17 protein-coding genes are annotated in these 18498 nt (G+C 56.9%); 7 read left to right on the forward strand and 10 right to left on the reverse strand.

The window, feature by feature from the left end:
- Positions 1–108: 108 nt before the first annotated feature.
- From B2590_RS03655 to pedF, 3 genes are all read right to left on the reverse strand, one after another.
- Entirely contained in the window at positions 109–1884 is a 1776-nt protein-coding gene (locus tag B2590_RS03655) for a PQQ-dependent methanol/ethanol family dehydrogenase (protein ID WP_286810456.1), read from the reverse strand.
- Between the two features lie 221 nt (positions 1885–2105).
- Positions 2106–3062 (reverse strand): substrate-binding periplasmic protein, encoded by a 957-nt coding sequence (locus tag B2590_RS03660; RefSeq protein ID WP_041335224.1) that lies wholly within the window; start codon positions 3060–3062, stop codon positions 2106–2108.
- A gap of 76 nt (positions 3063–3138) precedes the next feature.
- Positions 3139–3567: a cytochrome c-550 PedF gene (gene pedF / locus B2590_RS03665; RefSeq protein ID WP_041335220.1), complete on the reverse strand. Its 429-nt coding sequence runs from the start codon at positions 3565–3567 to the stop codon at positions 3139–3141.
- Between the two features lie 366 nt (positions 3568–3933).
- Between pedF and B2590_RS03670 the strand changes: the two genes are divergently transcribed.
- Positions 3934–5787, forward strand: coding sequence for a methanol/ethanol family PQQ-dependent dehydrogenase (locus B2590_RS03670; RefSeq protein WP_286810457.1), 1854 nt, complete (start codon positions 3934–3936; stop codon positions 5785–5787).
- 93 nt (positions 5788–5880) lie between these two features.
- On the forward strand, positions 5881–6510 hold the full coding sequence (locus B2590_RS03675) for a pentapeptide repeat-containing protein (protein ID WP_414673547.1): 630 nt from the start codon (positions 5881–5883) through the stop codon (positions 6508–6510).
- Positions 6511–6524: 14 nt separating this feature from the next.
- Here the strand turns inward: B2590_RS03675 and B2590_RS03680 are convergent, their stop codons facing one another.
- Positions 6525–7181, reverse strand: a complete 657-nt coding sequence (locus B2590_RS03680) for a response regulator (protein ID WP_036210434.1) — start codon at positions 7179–7181, stop codon at positions 6525–6527.
- Positions 7178–8449 (reverse strand): sensor histidine kinase, encoded by a 1272-nt coding sequence (locus B2590_RS03685; RefSeq protein ID WP_226909975.1) that lies wholly within the window; start codon positions 8447–8449, stop codon positions 7178–7180. Before B2590_RS03685 ends, B2590_RS03680 begins: the two co-directional genes overlap by 4 nt.
- 122 nt (positions 8450–8571) lie before the next feature.
- Here B2590_RS03685 and B2590_RS03690 point away from each other — a divergent pair, with 122 nt between their 5' ends.
- The 4 genes from B2590_RS03690 to B2590_RS03705 are packed head-to-tail and all read left to right on the forward strand — an operon-like array spanning position 8572 to position 12297.
- Positions 8572–9744, forward strand: a complete 1173-nt coding sequence (locus B2590_RS03690) for an ABC transporter substrate-binding protein (RefSeq protein ID WP_286810460.1) — start codon at positions 8572–8574, stop codon at positions 9742–9744.
- 42 nt (positions 9745–9786) lie between these two features.
- Positions 9787–10761 (forward strand): YVTN family beta-propeller repeat protein, encoded by a 975-nt coding sequence (locus B2590_RS03695; protein WP_286810461.1) that lies wholly within the window; start codon positions 9787–9789, stop codon positions 10759–10761.
- A gap of 7 nt (positions 10762–10768) precedes the next feature.
- Positions 10769–11491 carry an ABC transporter ATP-binding protein gene (locus tag B2590_RS03700; RefSeq protein ID WP_286810481.1) on the forward strand — a complete coding sequence of 241 codons (723 nt, stop codon included), beginning with the start codon at positions 10769–10771 and terminating at the stop codon, positions 11489–11491.
- Between the two features lie 2 nt (positions 11492–11493).
- Positions 11494–12297, forward strand: coding sequence for an ABC transporter permease (locus B2590_RS03705; RefSeq protein ID WP_286810463.1), 804 nt, complete (start codon positions 11494–11496; stop codon positions 12295–12297).
- A 31-nt stretch (positions 12298–12328) separates the two neighbouring features.
- On the opposite strand, the gene B2590_RS03710 is transcribed toward B2590_RS03705, so the two are convergent.
- From B2590_RS03710 to B2590_RS03730, 5 genes are all read right to left on the reverse strand, one after another.
- Positions 12329–12931 (reverse strand): DUF2931 family protein, encoded by a 603-nt coding sequence (locus tag B2590_RS03710; protein ID WP_286810465.1) that lies wholly within the window; start codon positions 12929–12931, stop codon positions 12329–12331.
- A complete protein-coding gene (locus tag B2590_RS03715) occupies positions 12928–15003 on the reverse strand; it encodes a T6SS phospholipase effector Tle1-like catalytic domain-containing protein (protein ID WP_286810466.1) in 2076 nt (691 codons plus the stop codon). Before B2590_RS03715 ends, B2590_RS03710 begins: the two co-directional genes overlap by 4 nt.
- A gap of 90 nt (positions 15004–15093) precedes the next feature.
- On the reverse strand, positions 15094–15768 hold the full coding sequence (locus B2590_RS03720; protein WP_286810468.1) for an ATP-binding cassette domain-containing protein: 675 nt from the start codon (positions 15766–15768) through the stop codon (positions 15094–15096).
- Complete coding sequence (locus B2590_RS03725; protein ID WP_286810469.1) at positions 15761–16537, reverse strand: ABC transporter permease; 777 nt, start codon at positions 16535–16537, stop codon at positions 15761–15763. Before B2590_RS03725 ends, B2590_RS03720 begins: the two co-directional genes overlap by 8 nt.
- Positions 16534–17553, reverse strand: coding sequence for an ABC transporter substrate-binding protein (locus B2590_RS03730; RefSeq protein WP_286810470.1), 1020 nt, complete (start codon positions 17551–17553; stop codon positions 16534–16536). Before B2590_RS03730 ends, B2590_RS03725 begins: the two co-directional genes overlap by 4 nt.
- Positions 17554–17819: 266 nt before the next feature.
- Between B2590_RS03730 and B2590_RS03735 the strand changes: the two genes are divergently transcribed.
- The gene (locus B2590_RS03735; RefSeq protein WP_040474417.1) at positions 17820–18497 is read left to right on the forward strand and encodes a response regulator transcription factor; all 678 of its coding nucleotides are present in this window, start codon (positions 17820–17822) and stop codon (positions 18495–18497) included.
- The last annotated feature ends 1 nt before the right edge of the window (position 18498 follow it).

Genomic DNA, 18498 nt, shown 5'->3' on the forward strand with positions numbered 1-18498 from the left:
TAAAACACCCAAATGCAACGAACCCCGGAAAAGCGGGGTTCGTCAGCAATCTGAGGGCTGCCTTCCGGCAGCCCCCATCGAACGAACAATGGCCGTTCTATCGTCGAATCAGTTGCTCGCAACACGATCCTTCGGCAGCTTGAACGTCCAGACCATACCGCCCTGGTTGAAGTCCTTTACCACCTTGGCCACTTCACCGCCCCAGAGCGGAACCGCCCCACCCCAGCCAGAGGCCACAGAGACATACTGCTCGCCGTCCATGGTCCAGGTGACAGGCGTACCCACAACGCCGGAACCGGTGTTGAACTTATACAGCTCTTCGCCGGTCTTGGCGTCAAAAGCCTTCAGATAGCCTTCGGGCGTACCAGTGAAGACAAGGTTGCCAGCGGTTGTCATCACACCACCCCACAGCGGAGCGGTGTTTTCATAACGCCAGACTTCCTTGCCGGTCTTTGGGTCTATGGCACGGAGCACGCCGATGTAATCGTCATTAGCTGGCTTGATGGTAAAGCCCGCACCCAGGAAAGCCGCGCCTTTCTTGTAGGAAACTGGCTCGTTCCAGATATCCATGGACCATTCATTGGACGGTACGTAGAACAGGCCGGTATCCTGGCTATAGGCCATTGGCATCCAGTTCTTACCACCAAGGAACGCTGGCTGGGCAACAACCACTTCACCCTTGCTTCCTTCCATCGCAGAAGGGTCACCCGGGCGACCACCATCTTTAAAAATCGGACGACCGGTCTTCGGATCAAGGCCTTCAGCCCAAGTGATCTTGTCCACAAACGGGAAGCCGCGAATGAAGTCGCCGTTCTCACGGTTCAGAACATAGAAGAAGCCGTTACGGTCAGCCGTTGCTGCCGCTTTCACGGTTTTGCCCTTTTCTTTGTAATCGAACGAAATCAGCTCGTTGACACCATCGTAGTCCCAACCATCATGAGGCGTGGTCTGGAAGTGCCATTTGATACTGCCATCGTCCGGATCGATTGCCACCCGCGAGGATGAAAACAGGTTATCGCCGGGGCGCAGGTGTGAGTTCCAGGGTGCCGGGTTACCGGTTCCGAAGAACAGGGAGTCGGTGTCCTGATCATAGGTGCCACCCAACCAGGTCGCAGCACCGCCGTTCTTCCACATATCACCCGGCCAGGTCTTTCCGGCTTTGCCGCCGGAAATGCCGCTTTCAACCGCCTTGCCGTCTTTGTAGACATAGCCCATATGGCCTTCAACGGTCGGACGCATCCACACCAGCTCACCGGTATTGGCGTCGTAGGCTTCCACCTTGCCGACAATACCGAACTCACCACCGGAAACGCCGGTAATCACTTTGCCTTTGACGACGATAGGTGCGGCAGTAATGGCATAACCCGCCTGGTAGTCGGCAACCTTCTTGATCCACATGGGCTTGCCGGTGTCTTTGTTCAAAGCGACGAGTTTGGCATCGAGAGTGCCGAAAATAACCTTGTCGTCGTACAGGGCAACGCCGCGGTTAACAACGTCACAACAGGGCATGATGCCGTCGGGCAAACGCGCGTCGTACTGCCAGATCTCCTCGCCGGTTCTGGCATCAATAGCGTAAACACGGGAATAGGAGGCGGTCACATACATCACGCCATCCTTGATCAATGGCTGCGACTCCTGGCCGCGCATTTTCTCGCTGCCAAACGAGAACGCCCAGGCTGGCTGGAGGTATTGAATGTTGCTGGTGTTAAGGTCTTCCAGGATACTGAAGCGCTGACCCTGGGTACCCATGCCGTAACTGACAATATCGCCCGGCGTTTTATGATCGTTCATGATGTCTTCGTCGGTGACCGCTTGGGCCCCATACGATACCGCCAGCGCCAGGGCACTGGCCGCAATGCGAATCCCGAACTTGTTCGATGTCATGGTTGCGCTCTCCAAGTCTCTTGTTTTCGGTGCGATCGTTTTTGTTTCAGGATGAACCGGGAACTTTTCCCGCCTCTGAAGTGATTCTTCGCTTTGGGACGAAAACCAACAATTACCCCCCGGCACTGGTTTTCTCATCACTTGGTATTACTACCTCCAAAAACAAAGCCCGCGAGGGCGTCGCGATCTTGATGTGTCGCTCTGAGTGAAACGGGTTTTCATCAACGCTGACCTTCGGCCTTAGTCAACGCTTCCTCGCTGAGAAATTCCCGATAATATTGGGGAACGCTATATCGCAGCCCGAGCTCCGCAAACAGTGCTTGCATGTCGCCGGATTTCACCAGGTCACCGATAATGGCTTCGATCGCATAACCGAGCTGGCGATGGGTATGCTTGATGGCCATGCCCACGTCCCAGACCTGCTTGCCGATACCCGGGAAGCCGTTCCCTGCCAGCTGAAATTCGGTATTTCCAGGGCGCCCAAGCTCATGATCGATCTCGGCGCGCATGCCCATAACGGCACTTACCGTGCCATCGCGCATCGCGTTGAAAGACTCGCGAACATTAGGGTAATGCCTGACCTGCTCACGCATGCGACCCTGCAAGCCGGAGCTCAGATAGAAGTCCGGAAGGGTGTCGATCTCTACGCCGATCGGGTGATACTGGAACTTGGCGACGGTGTCGACGCCTTCGATCTTTTCGGGGTTGAAGGCAATTTGCCAGGTTTCCTGCTGGTAGGGGCCGAACAGCACCACCTGTTCGTTGATGTATTCCCCGGTGGAATCCTGCATGTAGGCATATTGCTTGTCATAAGGCACCCGCATCATCACGTCTGCCAGCCGGCGCTTGGCGAGGTAGTGCCCTTTCCAGACATTGTTTCTGAGGTCATCCCCCAGGTTTTCATCAGGCACAATCCAGTGCACCCGGAATTCAACGCCCATGGCCTCGGCAATCTGCTTGCCCACTTCCACGTCAATGCCACGGGGTTCTCCGTTCACCTCGTAGGAGTACGGCGGGAAGTTTTCATAAACACCGACTTTCAGATAACCGGATTCGAGAATGATGTCGTAGGTTCGGTCCGCAGGCCTGTTCAGCAACGGATCGCCGTCGTCCACTTCCTGCGCCGGGACCACCTGGAAAAACAGCATCAGTACGATAATACGGGACAGTGTTTTCATTGTTTTCTCCCCAACGACGTCAGGCCGGCACAGGGCCGGCCTGAGTACAGGCTTTGTGTGAACATCCGTGAGGCGATCATTCCGGCTTCGGCAGAGACTCCACATAAGTCCGAATGGCCCATATGGCGTTCTGGTCCAGTGTCTTCTTCCAGGCGGGCATGCCCCTGTCAGTGCCGTTGAGCACTCGGGTAACGTAATACTCGTCATCCCACTCGGTCAGCTCACGCAAGTCGGGCGTCAGGCCGCCGGACATAGCGCGGATACCGTGGCAGCCTGCGCAGTTGCCGGCGTACGCACTCTCTCCCACGGTCACGGCCTGGGCATTGTGCTTGCCATACTCATTGCCTTCCCGAAACGGGTTCTGCGATCGCACTTCGTCACCGAGTTCAGGCAGGTCACCAGTGTCCACCTCCTGTGGAGTCACGTTGCCGTGAGCCATTACCAGACCAGCAGCTCCCAAAAGAGCGGCTGCCAGCAGCGTGTGAAGTGAAAAGGACGTGGTCATTGTTGCTACCTCTGCTATTTGATTCCTCATCCATTGGCTGTTGGTTTTGTCAGGCGCCAATGTGCTTGCTCCCAGTCTAGGAATCGCACCGCTCAATCCGAATGCCACTTTGGAGGTTTTGGTGTAGTTCCTTGGTAGTAGACGCAGAGAGCGAAGGCCAAAGCATGAGATGGAAAGGCAGTGTCTAAAAACTGCCCGTTTCTCAGCTACAAGCGCGCATATCGGGATATTTTCCCGGGTTTTTCTGGTTTTTTCCCGGATCCAGCATGGGAATTTCCGTCGCCTGGCGTTGGCTACGCAGCTAATACTCAGTGCGTCGACGTCGAAGCAGGGCGTTAGTCACAACAAAAACCAAGGGGAACATGTATGAAAACCACCAAAGAAAAGCATCCGCTTATACGCGGGATCAGCCTGGCACTGATGCTGGGTTCATCAGCCGCTCTGTCACTTCAGGTGCACGCCAAAGACGTGACGTGGGACGACATCGCCAACGATGCACAAACCACGGAAAACGTACTTGGCTACGGCATCGGCCCCAAGGCACAACGTTACAGCCCGATGACCACTGTTAATCGCGAGAACGTTGAGCGCCTGGTTCCGGCCTGGTCTTTCTCATTCGGCGACGAGAAGCAGCGGGGGCAGGAATCGCAGGCGCTGATTCACGACGGCGTTATCTATATCACCGGTTCCTATTCCAGAATCTACGCCCTGGACGCCAAAACCGGAGACAAACTCTGGGAATACAATCACCGCCTGCCCGAGGGCATCCGCCCGTGCTGCGACGTTGTGAACCGGGGCGCAGCCATCTTCGGTGACAAGGTCTTCTTTGGCACCCTTGACGCCGGCATCGTTGCCCTAAACAAGGACACTGGCAAGGTAGCCTGGCGGGAAAAGTTCGCCGACCACGAAGCAGGCTACACCATGACCGGGGCTCCAACCCTGGTGAAAGACCAGAAGTCCGGCAAGGTACTGCTGATTCACGGGTCGTCCGGGGATGAGTTCGGCGTTGTGGGCAAACTGTTTGCGCGTGACCCTGATACCGGCGAAGAAATCTGGATGCGCCCATTCGTGGAGGGGCATTATGGTCGCCTGAATGGCGAGAAAAGCACACCGACCGGCGATCCTCGTGCACCGAGCTGGCCTGACGATCCCAACACCGAAACTGGAAAGGTCGAGGCCTGGAGCCACGGTGGCGGTGCCCCCTGGCAGAGCGCGAGCTTCGATGCCGACACCAATACCATCATCATCGGCGCCGGCAACCCTGCCCCATGGAACACCTGGAAGCGCACATCACCCGGTGGCGACCCCGCCGACTACGACAACCTGTACACGTCCGGGCAGGTCGGCGTAGACCCGTCCACTGGCGAAGTGAAATGGTTCTACCAGCACACACCCAACGATGCCTGGGACTTCTCGGGCAACAACGAACTGGTGCTTTTTGAATACGATGAGGACGGGGAGACCGTAAAAGCGACAGCGCACGCCGATCGCAATGGGTTCTTCTACGTTGTTGACCGTACCAACGGCGATTTCAAAAAAGGTTTCCCGTTCGTAGACAATATTACCTGGGCTGAAGGGATTGGCGAGGACGGTCGTCCAATCGAAGCCGAAGGCCAGCGCCCGCCACCCGTAGCTGAAGGCGAAACCCGCGGCAAATCCATCGAAGTTTCCCCGCCCTTCCTCGGTGGCAAAAACTGGAACCCTATGGCCTACAGCCAGGATACCGGTCTGTTCTACGTGCCAGCCAACCACTGGAAAGAGGATTACTGGACCGAGGAGGTCACTTACAAAGAAGGCGCGGCCTACCTGGGTCAGGGGTTCCGCATCAAGCGCATGTATGACGACCATGTGGGTATCCTCCGTGCCATGAACCCCATCACCGGCGACATTGAATGGGAGCATAAGGAAAACATGCCCCTGTGGGCAGGTGTTCTAACCACCAAGGGCGGCCTGGTATTCACAGGCACGGGAGACGGGTTCCTCAAGGCCTTTGATGCCGAAACCGGCGAAGAACTCTGGAAGTTCCAGACCGGCTCCGGAATCATTTCGTCTCCGATCACCTGGGAGATGGACGGTGAGCAGTATATCGGCGTTGCCTCTGGCTACGGCGGTGCAGTGCCACTGTGGGGCGGCGACATGGCTGAGCTGACCAAGCCCATTTCTCAAGGCGGGTCATTCTGGGTGTTCAAGATGCCCTCCTGGGCACAGGCTTCCCGCTAACCAACCTCCGACCTGGGTCTGGCTTCACGCCAGGCCCCTTTTTTCAGCATCTGTTCGGGAGTGACCACCATGAAACTCGCTATTACGGTGTCCATGATTACGTTGTGCTCACAGGCAATTGCCGATGATTACTTGGCGGGCCAAAACCAGGCCCCCACGATCAATGGCTGCGTTCTTGAGCGGCAGGCCCAGTGTCCTGGAGCGGATCTTCAGGGCGCCGATCTGTCCAACATGGACTTACGTTCCGCTGATTTCAAAGGCGCCAACCTGTCAGGAGCCAACCTGAGCCATACAAGCCTCAGAGGTGCCAATCTGGATGGAGCAAGTCTGGACAACGTCGTTGGCTACCGTTTGCAGGCCTACCGAGCAAGCATGCGGGGAGCATCGCTGAAAAATGCAGATCTTCAGGGCATGCAGGGGCAATACCTTTTTGCCCAGGGGGCTGACTTTAGCGGCTCGAATCTAACGGGGGCCAATTTCGATTTCTCGAGGTTCTCAGGCGCTTCATTGCAGAACACCAATCTCGCCTTCAGTAGTTTTGAAATCTCCTGGCTGCCAAAAGCCGACCTGAAAGGTGCCAATCTTCAGGGAGCCAACCTTCAGGAGGCCAAGCTCGGCCTGGCCAACCTGTCTGACGCCAATCTCACCGGAACCCGGATACATTACGCGACGTTCGAGGGCACCTACATGGAAGGCTGCACGGCCTGCCCTTTCGATTGGTAATGGTGAGAGCGGGCTCACACCCGCTGGCCTTCTCCCAATTGACCGTACCGAATCAGACCGGCATCCACAGCCAGGTGAATCAACTCCACTGACGAGGCCACCTGCAGTTTGCTTTTCAATACCGCCAGATGGTTGGAAACCGTTTTATTGCTAACACACAGGCGCCCGGCAATCCCCGGAACACTCTCCCCCCGGGCATACATCAGCAAAACTTCCATCTCCCGCTGTGTGATATCGCGCAGACGGTGATCCACCGGTCTTTCCTGATTCATAGCCAGCCGGGTCGCAATCGGGTGCTCGATGTAGGGTTGGCCCGCCGCTACCCGTTTGACCGCTTCCGCCAATTCTTCGGGGGCGCAACTCTTGGATACAAACCCCAGCCCACCAACATCCAGGGCCTGGCGCACCATTGGTAGTTCATCGTGCATGGTAAAGAACAGAATGGCGGCGCTGCGCCAGCGCTGACGAAGTCGGCGCCCCACTTCCAGGCCAGAGATATCCGGCAACCCCATATCCAGCAGCACGACATTCGGCTGGTGGTCCGCGTAACGGGCAACCGCATCCTGTCCTGTTTCCACTTCGACAATGGCGACGGCGGGTATCATCGACCTCAGCAGGTTGGCAATCCCCTGACGCACAACCTGATGGTCATCAACGATCATCAGTTTCACACGGCACCTCCTGGCGCTGTAATGGATTCAGACAAAGGCACCGCAAGGCGTATTCGTGTGCCTTCACCCACCTTGCTGGAAAATTGCACCTTTCCGCCGAGGCATCGCGCCCGCTCACGCATGGAGCGAATGCCCAGGCCCGCCTTCGCGGGAAAGTTCTCTGCACCGGCTCCGTCGTCCCGAATGTCAATCCGCAGTCCATCGGAATGTTGAGCAACCGCCAGTATTGCGCAGCGGGCTCTGGCGTGTCGGGATATGTTGTTCAGCGCCTCCTGAAGGAAACGATAGAGATGTGTCTGCTGCTCATCGGTGAGTTGCGGCAGTTGCGTATCCATATCAAGCCGACAGTCCAGCCCGCTCAACTGCTGCCACTGTTCCGCCAGGTGTCGAATGGCGCTGTCCAGGCCAAGTTGCTCCATCACCAATGGGTGCAGATCCTGCAACAAATGGCGGAAATGCTGTTGCACGGTTTCACAGTGTCCCGCTAGATCTTTTGCCTGTTGCTTCTGTCGTTCGTTCAATTCGGGGTCGTACACCCAGCTTCGCGCCTGCGCACGAATACCGGTGAGATACTGGCCAAGATCATCGTGCAAGACACGGGCAATATGTGATCGCTCCCGGTCCTGTAACTGCAGCAGTTCGTTCAGCAGGTGGCTGACGGTTTTCTGTTCCTTTTCCAGCGCGGTGGCCATTGCATTGAACCGACCGGCCAGAGTATCCAGTTCTCGGATACTCTGCCTTGGCAGCCTGGAAGTCAGCTCCCCCCCGGCCACAGCCTCCAGAGCGCTTGCCAATGAAACCAGGGGCCGAAGCCCCTGCCTGACCATTCCGTAGAGTGCCATGAAGCACAAAACCATACCCACTGCGTAGGAAAAGGAAACCAGCAGGAACCCTTCCCAGATTTCCTCGACCTCATCAGCGGGATCAATCCGCCAGCCATTGACCGAGGGAAAAGACACCTGTCCCGACACCATGGACGAAAACCAGGAAGGCACATGCCCATTGTCGTCTGCCTTGTCGGCCACTGGCTTTATGTGCCGCATATTCGCAACCACATTAGCCGGCAGACCTTGAGGATCACCCAGACTTTTCGCCAGACCTGACACGCCGGTGAGCTCACGCTGAACATCGTGCTGCGCCTGCCCAATGTACAACGCAGCACCCAGCAGATACACGACAACAAATACCGCCAGCATGGTCAGGGAAATTTTCCGGTAAGCCGTCATTATTTTGGTCCAGTCAAAGGCTTTGGCACCTATACCAATCATGCTAAACGCCCTATTTCTGACCGGAATAGTTCTTTAGTACCGGCACTTTCCTACTTTCTGAATATTTCCGGGACTTTTTCCCTTCTCTAAGCTGGAAGCACAACAATAAACCGGAGAACTTCATGTCTCTTTTGTTCAGGACTGCAACCGCAATACTGGCAGCCATCCTCAGCACCGCCCCGCTGAAAGCAGATTCTCTTGAGGTACGTGTAGGGTATGTGCAATGGCATCCGGACCAGGGCCCGGTCTTGTCCAATGTCCTTCCCGAACCAGAAGACGCCGGCCTGAAAGGCGCAGAACTGGGCATGCAGGACAACAGCACCACCGGGAAGTTTCTCGGGCAAACCTACACCCTGGAAAGCAGGGTTGCCGAGTCGGAAACTGAAGCGATGGCCGCTTTCGACCAACTGCGCGCGTCCGGTATCGAACTGTTCGTGGTGAATACTCCGGCACAGACATTGAAGAGAATGATCGCAAAGACGGACGCAGACACACTTCTGTTCAATGCCGGTTCAAAAGCGGACGAGCTTCGAACCATCGAATGCAACGCCAACCTGCTCCATACCATGCCCAGCTACGCCATGCTGACGGACGCACTGGCACAGTGGCTGAACCAACGGCGCTGGAACGAGATTTTCTTGATTACCGGGCCCACTGACGACGACAAAGGCTGGGCCAATGCCTTTCGCAGATCTGCCAAGCGCTTCGGTTTGGAAGTTATTGAAGACAAACCATGGACCTTTGACGCCGACCTTCGCCGCACCGCCTCCAGGGAACTGCCGTTGTTTACCCAGGCCAGCGATTACGATGCCGTCGTGGTGGCGGATGTTCGAGGCGATTTCGGCGAGTACGTGCCGTTCAATACCTGGCTGCCGCGCCCGGTTGTTGGAACACAGGGGATGTCACCAGTCACCTGGCACCGGGTAGTGGAAAGCTGGGGCGCCGCTCAACTGCATAGCCGCTTCCGTGATCTGGCTGGCCGCGACATGAACGGCGAGGACTATGCCACTTGGGCAGCCATTCGCTCCATCGGTACAGCCGTCACTGACTTGGGTGACGCAAGCCCCAACGCAATCCGAAGTTTTCTTTTCAGCGACAAATTCCAGCTTGCCGCCTTCAAGGGCCGCAAGCTGACTTATCGCGATTGGAACGGCCAACTTCGACAGCCAATTCCCCTGGTTCATCCACGGGGACTGGTTGCCAGAGCACCGTTCGAAGGGTTTCTGCATCCCAACACGAACATGGACACGCTCGGTTTCGACGAACCCGAGAGCAAATGTCGCATTAACGGCTGACCGCTCTTGCGGAAGCTTTCTAAAACAAGAAGGAGTTACATCATGCAGTCTCTGCTCAAGCACGCCGCCCTGGCCGCCATCGTCGGCCTGTCGACACCGGCGATAGCCAGCCTTGCCTACGTGTCCAACGAAAAAGACAACACCCTTTCCATCATCGACACCGAGACTCAGGAAGTTGTTGAGACCATTGATGTGGGCCAGCGGCCACGGGGCATCCTGTTGTCCAAGGACCACACCAAGCTCTATATCTGCGCCAGTGACGACGACACCGTTCAGGTGCTGGATCTGGCGACCCGTAAGATTGTCGACACCCTGCCCTCCGGTGAAGATCCGGAACAGTTCTCGCTCCATCCAAACAACAAGCATCTGTACATCGCCAACGAGGACGACGCCATCGTGACCGTGGTGGATGTGGAAACCAAAGATGTCCTGGCCCAGATTGACGTCGGCATCGAGCCGGAAGGCATGGCCGTCAGCCCGGACGGCAAGTGGGCGGTAAACACCAGTGAAACCACCAGCATGCTGCACTGGATCAACACCGAGACTTTTGAGATTGAAAAGAACATCGTTGTCGGACAACGCCCCCGCCACGTGGAATTCAGCAAAGACAGCAAGATTGCCTGGGCTTCGGCGGAAATCGGCGGCACCGTGCACATCATCGATGTGGACAATCTGGAGCAGATCCATGAGATGTCGTTCAAGGTTCCTGGCGTGAATCAGGACCGCGTTCAGCCCGTCGGTATCGAGCTGACCTCCGATGGCAAATACGCCTTCGTAGCGCTCGGCCCATCAAATCATGTTGCAGTCGTCGATGCCCAGACTTATGAAGTGTTGGATTATCTACTGGTGGGCAGTCGGGTATGGCAACTGGATCTCGATAAGGATGAGAAACATCTCTATACCACCAACGGCGTTTCAGGAGACGTTTCGGTGATCGATGTCGAAGACCTGAAGGTGATCAAATCCATCAAGGTCGGCCGCTACCCCTGGGGTGTGGTCATTGATCCGTCCTCATAACACCAGCATGACCATTGAAGCCAGCCATATCAGCTTTCGCTACGGCGACAAGCCCGTGCTCAAAGAGGTCAGCTTCGCGCTGACCTCTGGCCGTTTCCACGCTCTTCTGGGCCCCAATGGCGCCGGCAAATCCACACTGTTTGGTTTGTTAACCCGGCTTCTGGCGCTCCAACAAGGCGAACTACTGCTGGCCGGTCAATCGTTGAAAAAACAGCCATCCGAGGCCATGCGCCAGATTGGTGTGGTGTTCCAGCAGAACGCTCTGGATCTTGATTTGACCGTGCGCCAGAACCTGCAGTATCACGCCGCGCTGCACGGCTTATCTCGCAAAGAAGCCCGAACGAGGGGTGATCGCGAGCTGGCTCGTTTTGAACTGCTGGAGCGCGCCAACGAACCCGTGCGCAAGCTCAATGGCGGCCACCGTCGGCGTGTGGAAATTGCCCGGGCCTTGCTTCATGAGCCCTCTCTGTTGCTGCTTGATGAGCCCACTGTCGGCCTGGATGTGGCAAGTCGCAGAGCGCTCAACGAACATGTTCGCATTCTGTGCGACGAGGCCGGCCTGACCGTGCTGTGGGCGACGCACATGATCGAGGAGGTGCAACAGGATGACCGGGTGTTGATCCTGCACCAGGGGAAACTGCTGGCCGATGGCTCCGGCCAGGACATTTGCGAAGCCGAGGGCACCCGGAACCTGGCGGAAACGTTTCACTCGCTGACGGGGGCAGGATAATCATGAAAGCGGCCCATTACTGGCACTGTTTTGTCGGCATCCAGACGCGGGAGTGGTTGCGCTTCTGGCAACAACGCACTCGCTTCGCCAGCGCCCTGGTTCGGCCGCTTCTGTGGCTGGTGGTGTTTGCCGCCGGCTTCCGGGCGGTGCTGGGCATCTCCATTATTCCGCCCTACCAGACCTACATCACCTACGAGACCTACATCGCCCCCGGACTGTGCGGGATGATCATCCTGTTCAACAGCATGCAGGGGGCTCTGTCCATGGTGTATGACCGGGAACTGGGCAGCATGCGGGTTCTATTGATGAGCCCGTTGCCCCGCCCCTTCCTGCTGGTAACCAAGTTGCTGGCGATGGGCGTAGTGTCGGTCGGGCAGGTGTATGTTTTTCTGCTTCTGGCCCTGCTGGTGGATGTGGAGCCACCATTGTGGGGCTATCTGGCCGTCTTGCCCGCCTTGATACTAACCAGCCTGATGCTGGGAGCACTGGGCCTGCTAATTGCCACCTGGATCAAGCAGCTGGAAAACTTTGCGGGGGTGATGAACTTTGTCATTTTTCCGATGTTCTTCATGTCCTCGGCGCTTTACCCACTGTGGAAAATGAACGAAGCCAGCCCCTGGCTGTACTGGTTTTGCCAGTTCAATCCGTTCACCCACGCGGTGGAAGCGATCCGGTTCTCGTTGTATCTGGAGTGGAATCCCACCGCCTTCGGCATTACCGCCGGTGTAACGGTCGTGCTGGCACTTTTGGCAACGGCGGGGTTTCGTCCTCAGAGGACGAAGATACTGGGGACAAAGCCCGCCTGACCGAGAGGCGTTCGGCAGGCAGGATACCGGCTTACCAACCTTCCGTTGGTATGCCGTGTTCTTGGAGGTAGTCGCCGTGCCGTTTTAGATAGCCTTTCGTGCGTTCCGTGAAGTCGGAAGGATCACCGTAGCCCTCTGAAGCCTGCATACGCATCACTTCGATCTCGTTGCCGATCTGGTTCATGATCCAGACCACTACGGTGCCTCCAGGAGCTAAGCCTATGGCCATCGTATGACGAGGCCCCGACCGCACATCCACCTGGGTTTTGTAGCTCGCGGGCTCCCGCATACGATCTTGTAAGTCCGGCGGCACCTTGATCAATTTGGCGTAGTACTTCTGTTCAGCAAAGGAGAACCAGTGAATGAGGATCAATTCAGGAAAGGGCTCAACCCCGGTGCTCGATCCAGCGGGGCCACGCGGCCCTTTCCAGCAGCAACCTACGTGGCCTACTGGCTGCCGCCAATTTCGTTCCCCAGTCTTCTCAAGGAACAAGCCCACGCCCCAAATATCATAATGCTTGGGGGCTACCACTTTTATGCCCCAGGGGGTGTCTTCCTCAGTCGAGGTAGCGCAGCCACCGACCAGTAGGGCTATGGCTGCGATACCGATTGCCAATACCTTGCGAATTATCATTCTCCCTCCTTCTGGGAATATACAAGGCGTTCCCCGGAAGACGCGGGCGCATGGGGGAACAACACCTCCAGTTTCGCCGGCCATCCCGCTATCTGGGCCTCAATGCTGTTGTAATTTGCCGAATGATGAATATAGCGCTGAAGTAATAAATCCAAGTATTCAGAGTCAAGCGAGGGTTCGTCGTTGCCCTGAGTAACCTGCTCTACAAATTGTTCAAGGACAGGCGCCAAATCACCTGGCACCGAAACGGTGTCGTCAGTGGGATCGACTTCAATTAGAGGCACATCCTTTTCGACCGCCAAACGGTGCATCAACCTTAAAGCCACCCGCGAATACTCTCCACGCACCTGTCGCAGCATACGTAACACCAATTCTACCCGGCCATCCGGTGCGGGGTGATCATAGCGCCGGGTTATAATTTCCAGACGTGCGGGGCCTTCAGAGCCCAGGTCCCGAGGCAGCGCCTGCAACTGATCCGACTGTCGAACCGGGAGACTATAGGCGCCAACCCAGCCTTGAACCGCCACCTTTTGCCTCCGGGCCTCAAGGCTGTCCCATTGTGAAGTCTTCTCCGGCCAGCGCAGCCGGTTTTGAGGAATCTGTAGCCTCGGGCTTAGTAGCACATCCTCCCTCTGGCTTTCATCATAGCCACCGCCAATATCAGAGTGAACGCCCGGCAGCGTGACCTCCCGGAAGTTGGCTGGGAGGCTGCCATCCCGATTTCTCAGACTGTTCAGGGCAAAGTTCTTTCGGTGTTCGTGGGCGGCGGTCAGGTGTACCACCTGACCTACCTTGCCAGGATCCAGATATAGCCTCACCGGATGGTTTCGGTCGTTGTGAGCTAAGAGGTCACCGGATAATGGGTTAACAATGGCCGCCACGGAATCAAACAATCCCACGAAACGTATTTGTACCAATTCTGGCCAGAGAACACCCCTCTCCGCCAGTATCCTCGCCAGTAAGCCGCTTTCTCCCTGATTGATTTCATGGGCAGCGTGGCGTGCCGCCGCCGCTCCGCGGCTAAAACCAAACAGATCAACGGTCAGTCTCTCAATGGTCTGGCCCTGCAGATCTTCTTTAATCAACAACGCCAGTCGTGAGAAAGCATGATTTACCTGCTGAATGACTCCCGCCTCCCCCATACCAGTGGCAGCGCCATACCATTTATCGCTATCTCCAGTCTTGGTGCCCGCGCCAGGAGCATAAACCTGGCGCAGATAGGTTGTGCCCCCTTCAGACTCCAACTCACCTTCCTTGTACAGATCTCGTAGCTTCGCGACGTTGCTAAGGCCATTGGCGTAACTATCCCCCATCATCAGGCGAATTCGCCACTCACACTCCTCCCGACTGATCTCATCGTTTTCATAGGGAATCAGACAATCCCGCTCCAGTTGCTCGGCAAACGAGCGGGCATTGGCAGCGTTGTTCATGGTGCCGTCGGTAAATATCCCGACTTCCAGATGTACTTTGGGAGGAGCAGCCTTGGAGGAATCTGTTTTCTCGGCTGCCAGTGCTGCCGCAGCACTCAGCGATGCCACTGAAGCAGAGGCTCCCAGCGGCAGGCTCAATCGATGATCTTCCGCCCCGTCTTGCGACTCACGCTCAGATCTCCGCCATTGACGATAATTCGCCGAGAACAACCCTACACCCAACCCGCCTATACCCTGGGGGTGATACTGGCGCAGCTGTTCAGGAGTAATGTCGCAGGCATTCAGCTCTGCTACGCCTTTTTGAATGGCATAAGGTAAGTTCATTCCGCCACTGCGTAACCGCCAGCGTCCTCCCGCGGGCAGGCTGTCGTCTGGCAGCCAGCTCACGACGGGAGAAAGGGGCCGTCCGGACCCGGTATAGACAAGCATCAGCCTATTATCGCTGACTGCCCGGCAGACGGTTTCGGTCAGATGATGGCCGCTGCGGGTTTGGGGCCCGAACGCCGATTCCATGCGAGCGCGGACACTGCCATCGTCCTGGATAAGACGCCTAGCCCTATTGGTCGCGATAAAGGGGGATTCAATGCGGGGAAGGTGGTAGGCCTTCAGGTCCCATACCGGGACCAGGTCCATAAAGCCCATCGTCAGCACTCCTTGTTGACGGTAAAAGACAAGCTGGCCATGTTAGCCGATGTTTCACGAAGGCAACAATTCGAGTGTCACGTTTTTTCACTAAACCAGGTCCACGCCCTCCGAGTCTCGCAACTTCCCAAGAAGATCGCTGATCAAACTGGGCTCGCCAATGGCATCGTCCCATTGCAGCTGCGCCGGACTACCATCCAGATACCATAGACGGTTCGCCAGGATCTCGGCATCGCCTCCATCATGGGTCACGCAAATCAGGGCCATGCTGGCATTTGCGTCCATGATGCCAGCAATCAGTGTTTTCAGTTCACCTGCCATTACCGGATCAAGCGACGCGAAGGGTTCATCAAGCAACAACAAATCCGGTTTCACAGCCAGACAACGTGCGAGGGCTGCCCGCCGCGCCATGCCAAGTGAGAGCTGATCCGGTAGGTAGTGCCCGTATCCGGCAAGGCCAACCTGGCCCAGGACGTTTTCAGCTTCCGCATCACTTGCTCCCACAAGCTGGAGATTGGCGTTCAGGGTCCGCCAGGGCAGCAATCGGTGTTCCTGAAACAGGTAACCAATTCGCAATGTGTCACGGCCTATAATCGCACCCGCCGGGATCGCCTTGTCGAGCCCGGCGATGGCGTTCAACAGCGTGGTTTTGCCAATGCCGGACGGCCCCAGCAGGCAGATGCGATCGCCCCGCTCTATGGTGGCGGAAACCTCGCCCAATACGGGTTTGCCAAAACTTCGGCCGGCGATTCGTAGCTCAAGCATGGGCGGCCTCCGGCTGACGCCAGCGGCTGGAGCGGCGTTCAAGGGGCTGCAGAATGGTAAGCTCGATGATTTGCACAACGGCGATAAAGGCCAGACTGTAGGCAAGGATGGCTGCCACATCAAACACCTGAAAAGCCATGTGCAACTGGAAGCCGACACCACTGGAGCGACCCAGCAGCTCGACCACGAGGACGATTTTCCAGATCAACGCCAGTCCACCACGCGTGGCTGCCATTAGATAGGGAAACAGTTGTGGTACCCAGACCTCACGGAACCGTTGCCAGCGGGTGAACTCGTAGACGATGGCCATTTCCTCAAGCCGGTGGTCCAGGCTGCGGGCACCTTCCCGGACTGTCACTGCCACATTGGGAACCTTATTGATCACCACTGCCATCACGGCTGCCGTTTCCACCAGTCCAAACCAGACATACATCAGGATGATGGTCACCAACGCAGGCAGGTTGAGAAACAGGACCAGCAGCGGATCGAACAAAGCATTGGTTGTTTGGGAACGCCCCATAACGATGCCGATCCCGGTACCAAGCAGCATGGCCAGTGCAAAGGCCACCACCACGCGGCCCAGGGTGGCGCCCAGATGGTGCCAGAGCGCTCCGGAGCCGGATTCCTGCACCAGGGTTTCAAGTACGTTCAGGGGCGTCGGCAGCAAGGGTGATTTGAGCCACCAAGCCAACACCGCCCAAAGCAGGACGAAAGACGGCAACACCACCCAATAGCTCCAGGCCGGAGGACGGCCGGAAAACGCGCTCACGGCTGGCTCCGGTAGAACAGGTTGGCAGGCATACGATGGTCCGGGCTGGCACCGGTGAGCGCTAGCAGGCGATGCAGGTCAGCAACGCGCTGGTCCGTTAGCGGTAAGGGGGTGCCTGCCACAAATCCTTCCCGAAGCGACTGGAACACTCCGTCCTCCGGGTTTCCCATCAGTGGTCGCAGTCGCTGCCAGGGTCTTTCGCCATTCGACAGCTCCTTCTTGGCCTGCTGCAACGAGGCGGCAAAACGATCCATCAACGCGCGATGGTCTTCCGCCCAATCAGCCGGGAAAACATACCCCAGAACCGGCAAGTTCCGATCCAGGTTAATGGCGGCCAGAAGGTCCGACATTCTGAACGCCGAACGCCAGCCGCCCTCTCCTCTCAGGCGTGCGGCGAAATGCCAGTAGGTAATGATGACATCCACCTGCTCCCGCCTCAAAGCCTGGCTCAGCAGCGGCGGGGCAGCGAATTGCACCTTGGCGGAACCCGCAAGATCAATACCCTGCTGCTCGGCTACCTTCTGAAGCAGTATCCAGCCTTTGCTGTCCGGCCCGCCGGCAACGCCGACACGCTTGCCGGCCAGGTCGGCCACGGCACCTATATCAGAGTCGTCAGCCACCACGATATCGCCAATCTGGGACGAGAAGGGTACGTACAGGTAGGGCACCCCGTCCTCAAAACGCGCCTGAGCCCAAAGCAGATCGGCCACAGCCCCGTTGACGGACCCACTGGCTACCGCCAGACGAGACGCTGGCAGATTGGCCACCAGCCTGAGATCCAACTGGTAGCCGTTCTTTCGGTCCAGCCCCCGGTGGAGTATATGGTCCAGTTCCCAATGCGCCGTGCCGAACTGCAACACACTGACAGACAACGTCGGTATAGCTGTTTTGTCGTTGGCGTGAGCCCCGCTCGATAACATCAAACCGAGCAACAGTGCGGCGCCAGCCAACCACATCGGTCGGGGATTGGCAGAGAAACGTGCAAGGTTGGGCGTTATCAGGGTTTGTTGGCTCATGCCTCCACGATACGAAGCTCGCCAGCCATCAAGAATAGTACTTTGGTGCCTGTTTTTTGGTGCGATGGTCGCATTCAACCCAGGGCGAGGATCGCGTGTAATGCAATCATCACAATAATAAACAGAGGATTGAATCCCACTTGGGAGATCCCCTGTCCCAGGAGGCCGCCATGCTGAATGAGCCCGATGCCACACTCTCTCCCGAAAAGCGCTATGATGTCTCGGAAACCGTCCCTGATAACGAAAACAAGCCAGTGGAACCAGTGATGGAGCCAACCTACAAGATATTGATTGCAGACGACCACCCGCTGTTTCGCGAGGCCATCAGCAGCGTAATATCGACCGGTTTTGACGGTAGTAAGATCATTGAAACCGCTGATCTGGACAGCGCCCTGGACATTACCCGCGAAAACGATGACCTGGACCTGATCCTGTTGGATCTGAACATGCCGGGAATGCACGGCCTGAACGGCCTGATCACATTGCGGAACGAAGCACCGACCATTCCTGTGGTAATCGTGTCAGCAGAGGAAGATAAACAGGTGGTCCTGCAAGCCATTACCTATGGCGCCTGTGGTTTCATTACCAAGTCATCACCCCGCGCCCAGATGACCGATGCCATCCAGCAGATCCTCAACGGCAATGTCTACCTGCCTTCCGACATTATCCGTACCGGCAAGGAAAGCACCCATCGCCGCAGCCGTCATGAGGACAACCCTATTTCCCCAGAGCTGCTGAACTCCCTGACCCGCCGCCAGTTGCTGGTGCTGGAGCGCATGTCCAAAGGGGAATCCAATAAGCAGATTGCGTACAACCTGAACATTGCAGAGACCACGGTAAAAGCCCACGTCTCGGCGATTCTTCGTAAGCTGGGGGTTCACAACCGGGTGCAGGCGATTCTGTCGGCCAGCGATGTGGATTTCAGTCAGTATCTGAAACGGTAGG

Origin of the sequence: Marinobacter sp. UBA3604, assembly GCF_002375325.1 — a bacterium.
GTDB classification, from domain to species: Bacteria; Pseudomonadota; Gammaproteobacteria; order Pseudomonadales; family Oleiphilaceae; genus Marinobacter; species Marinobacter salarius.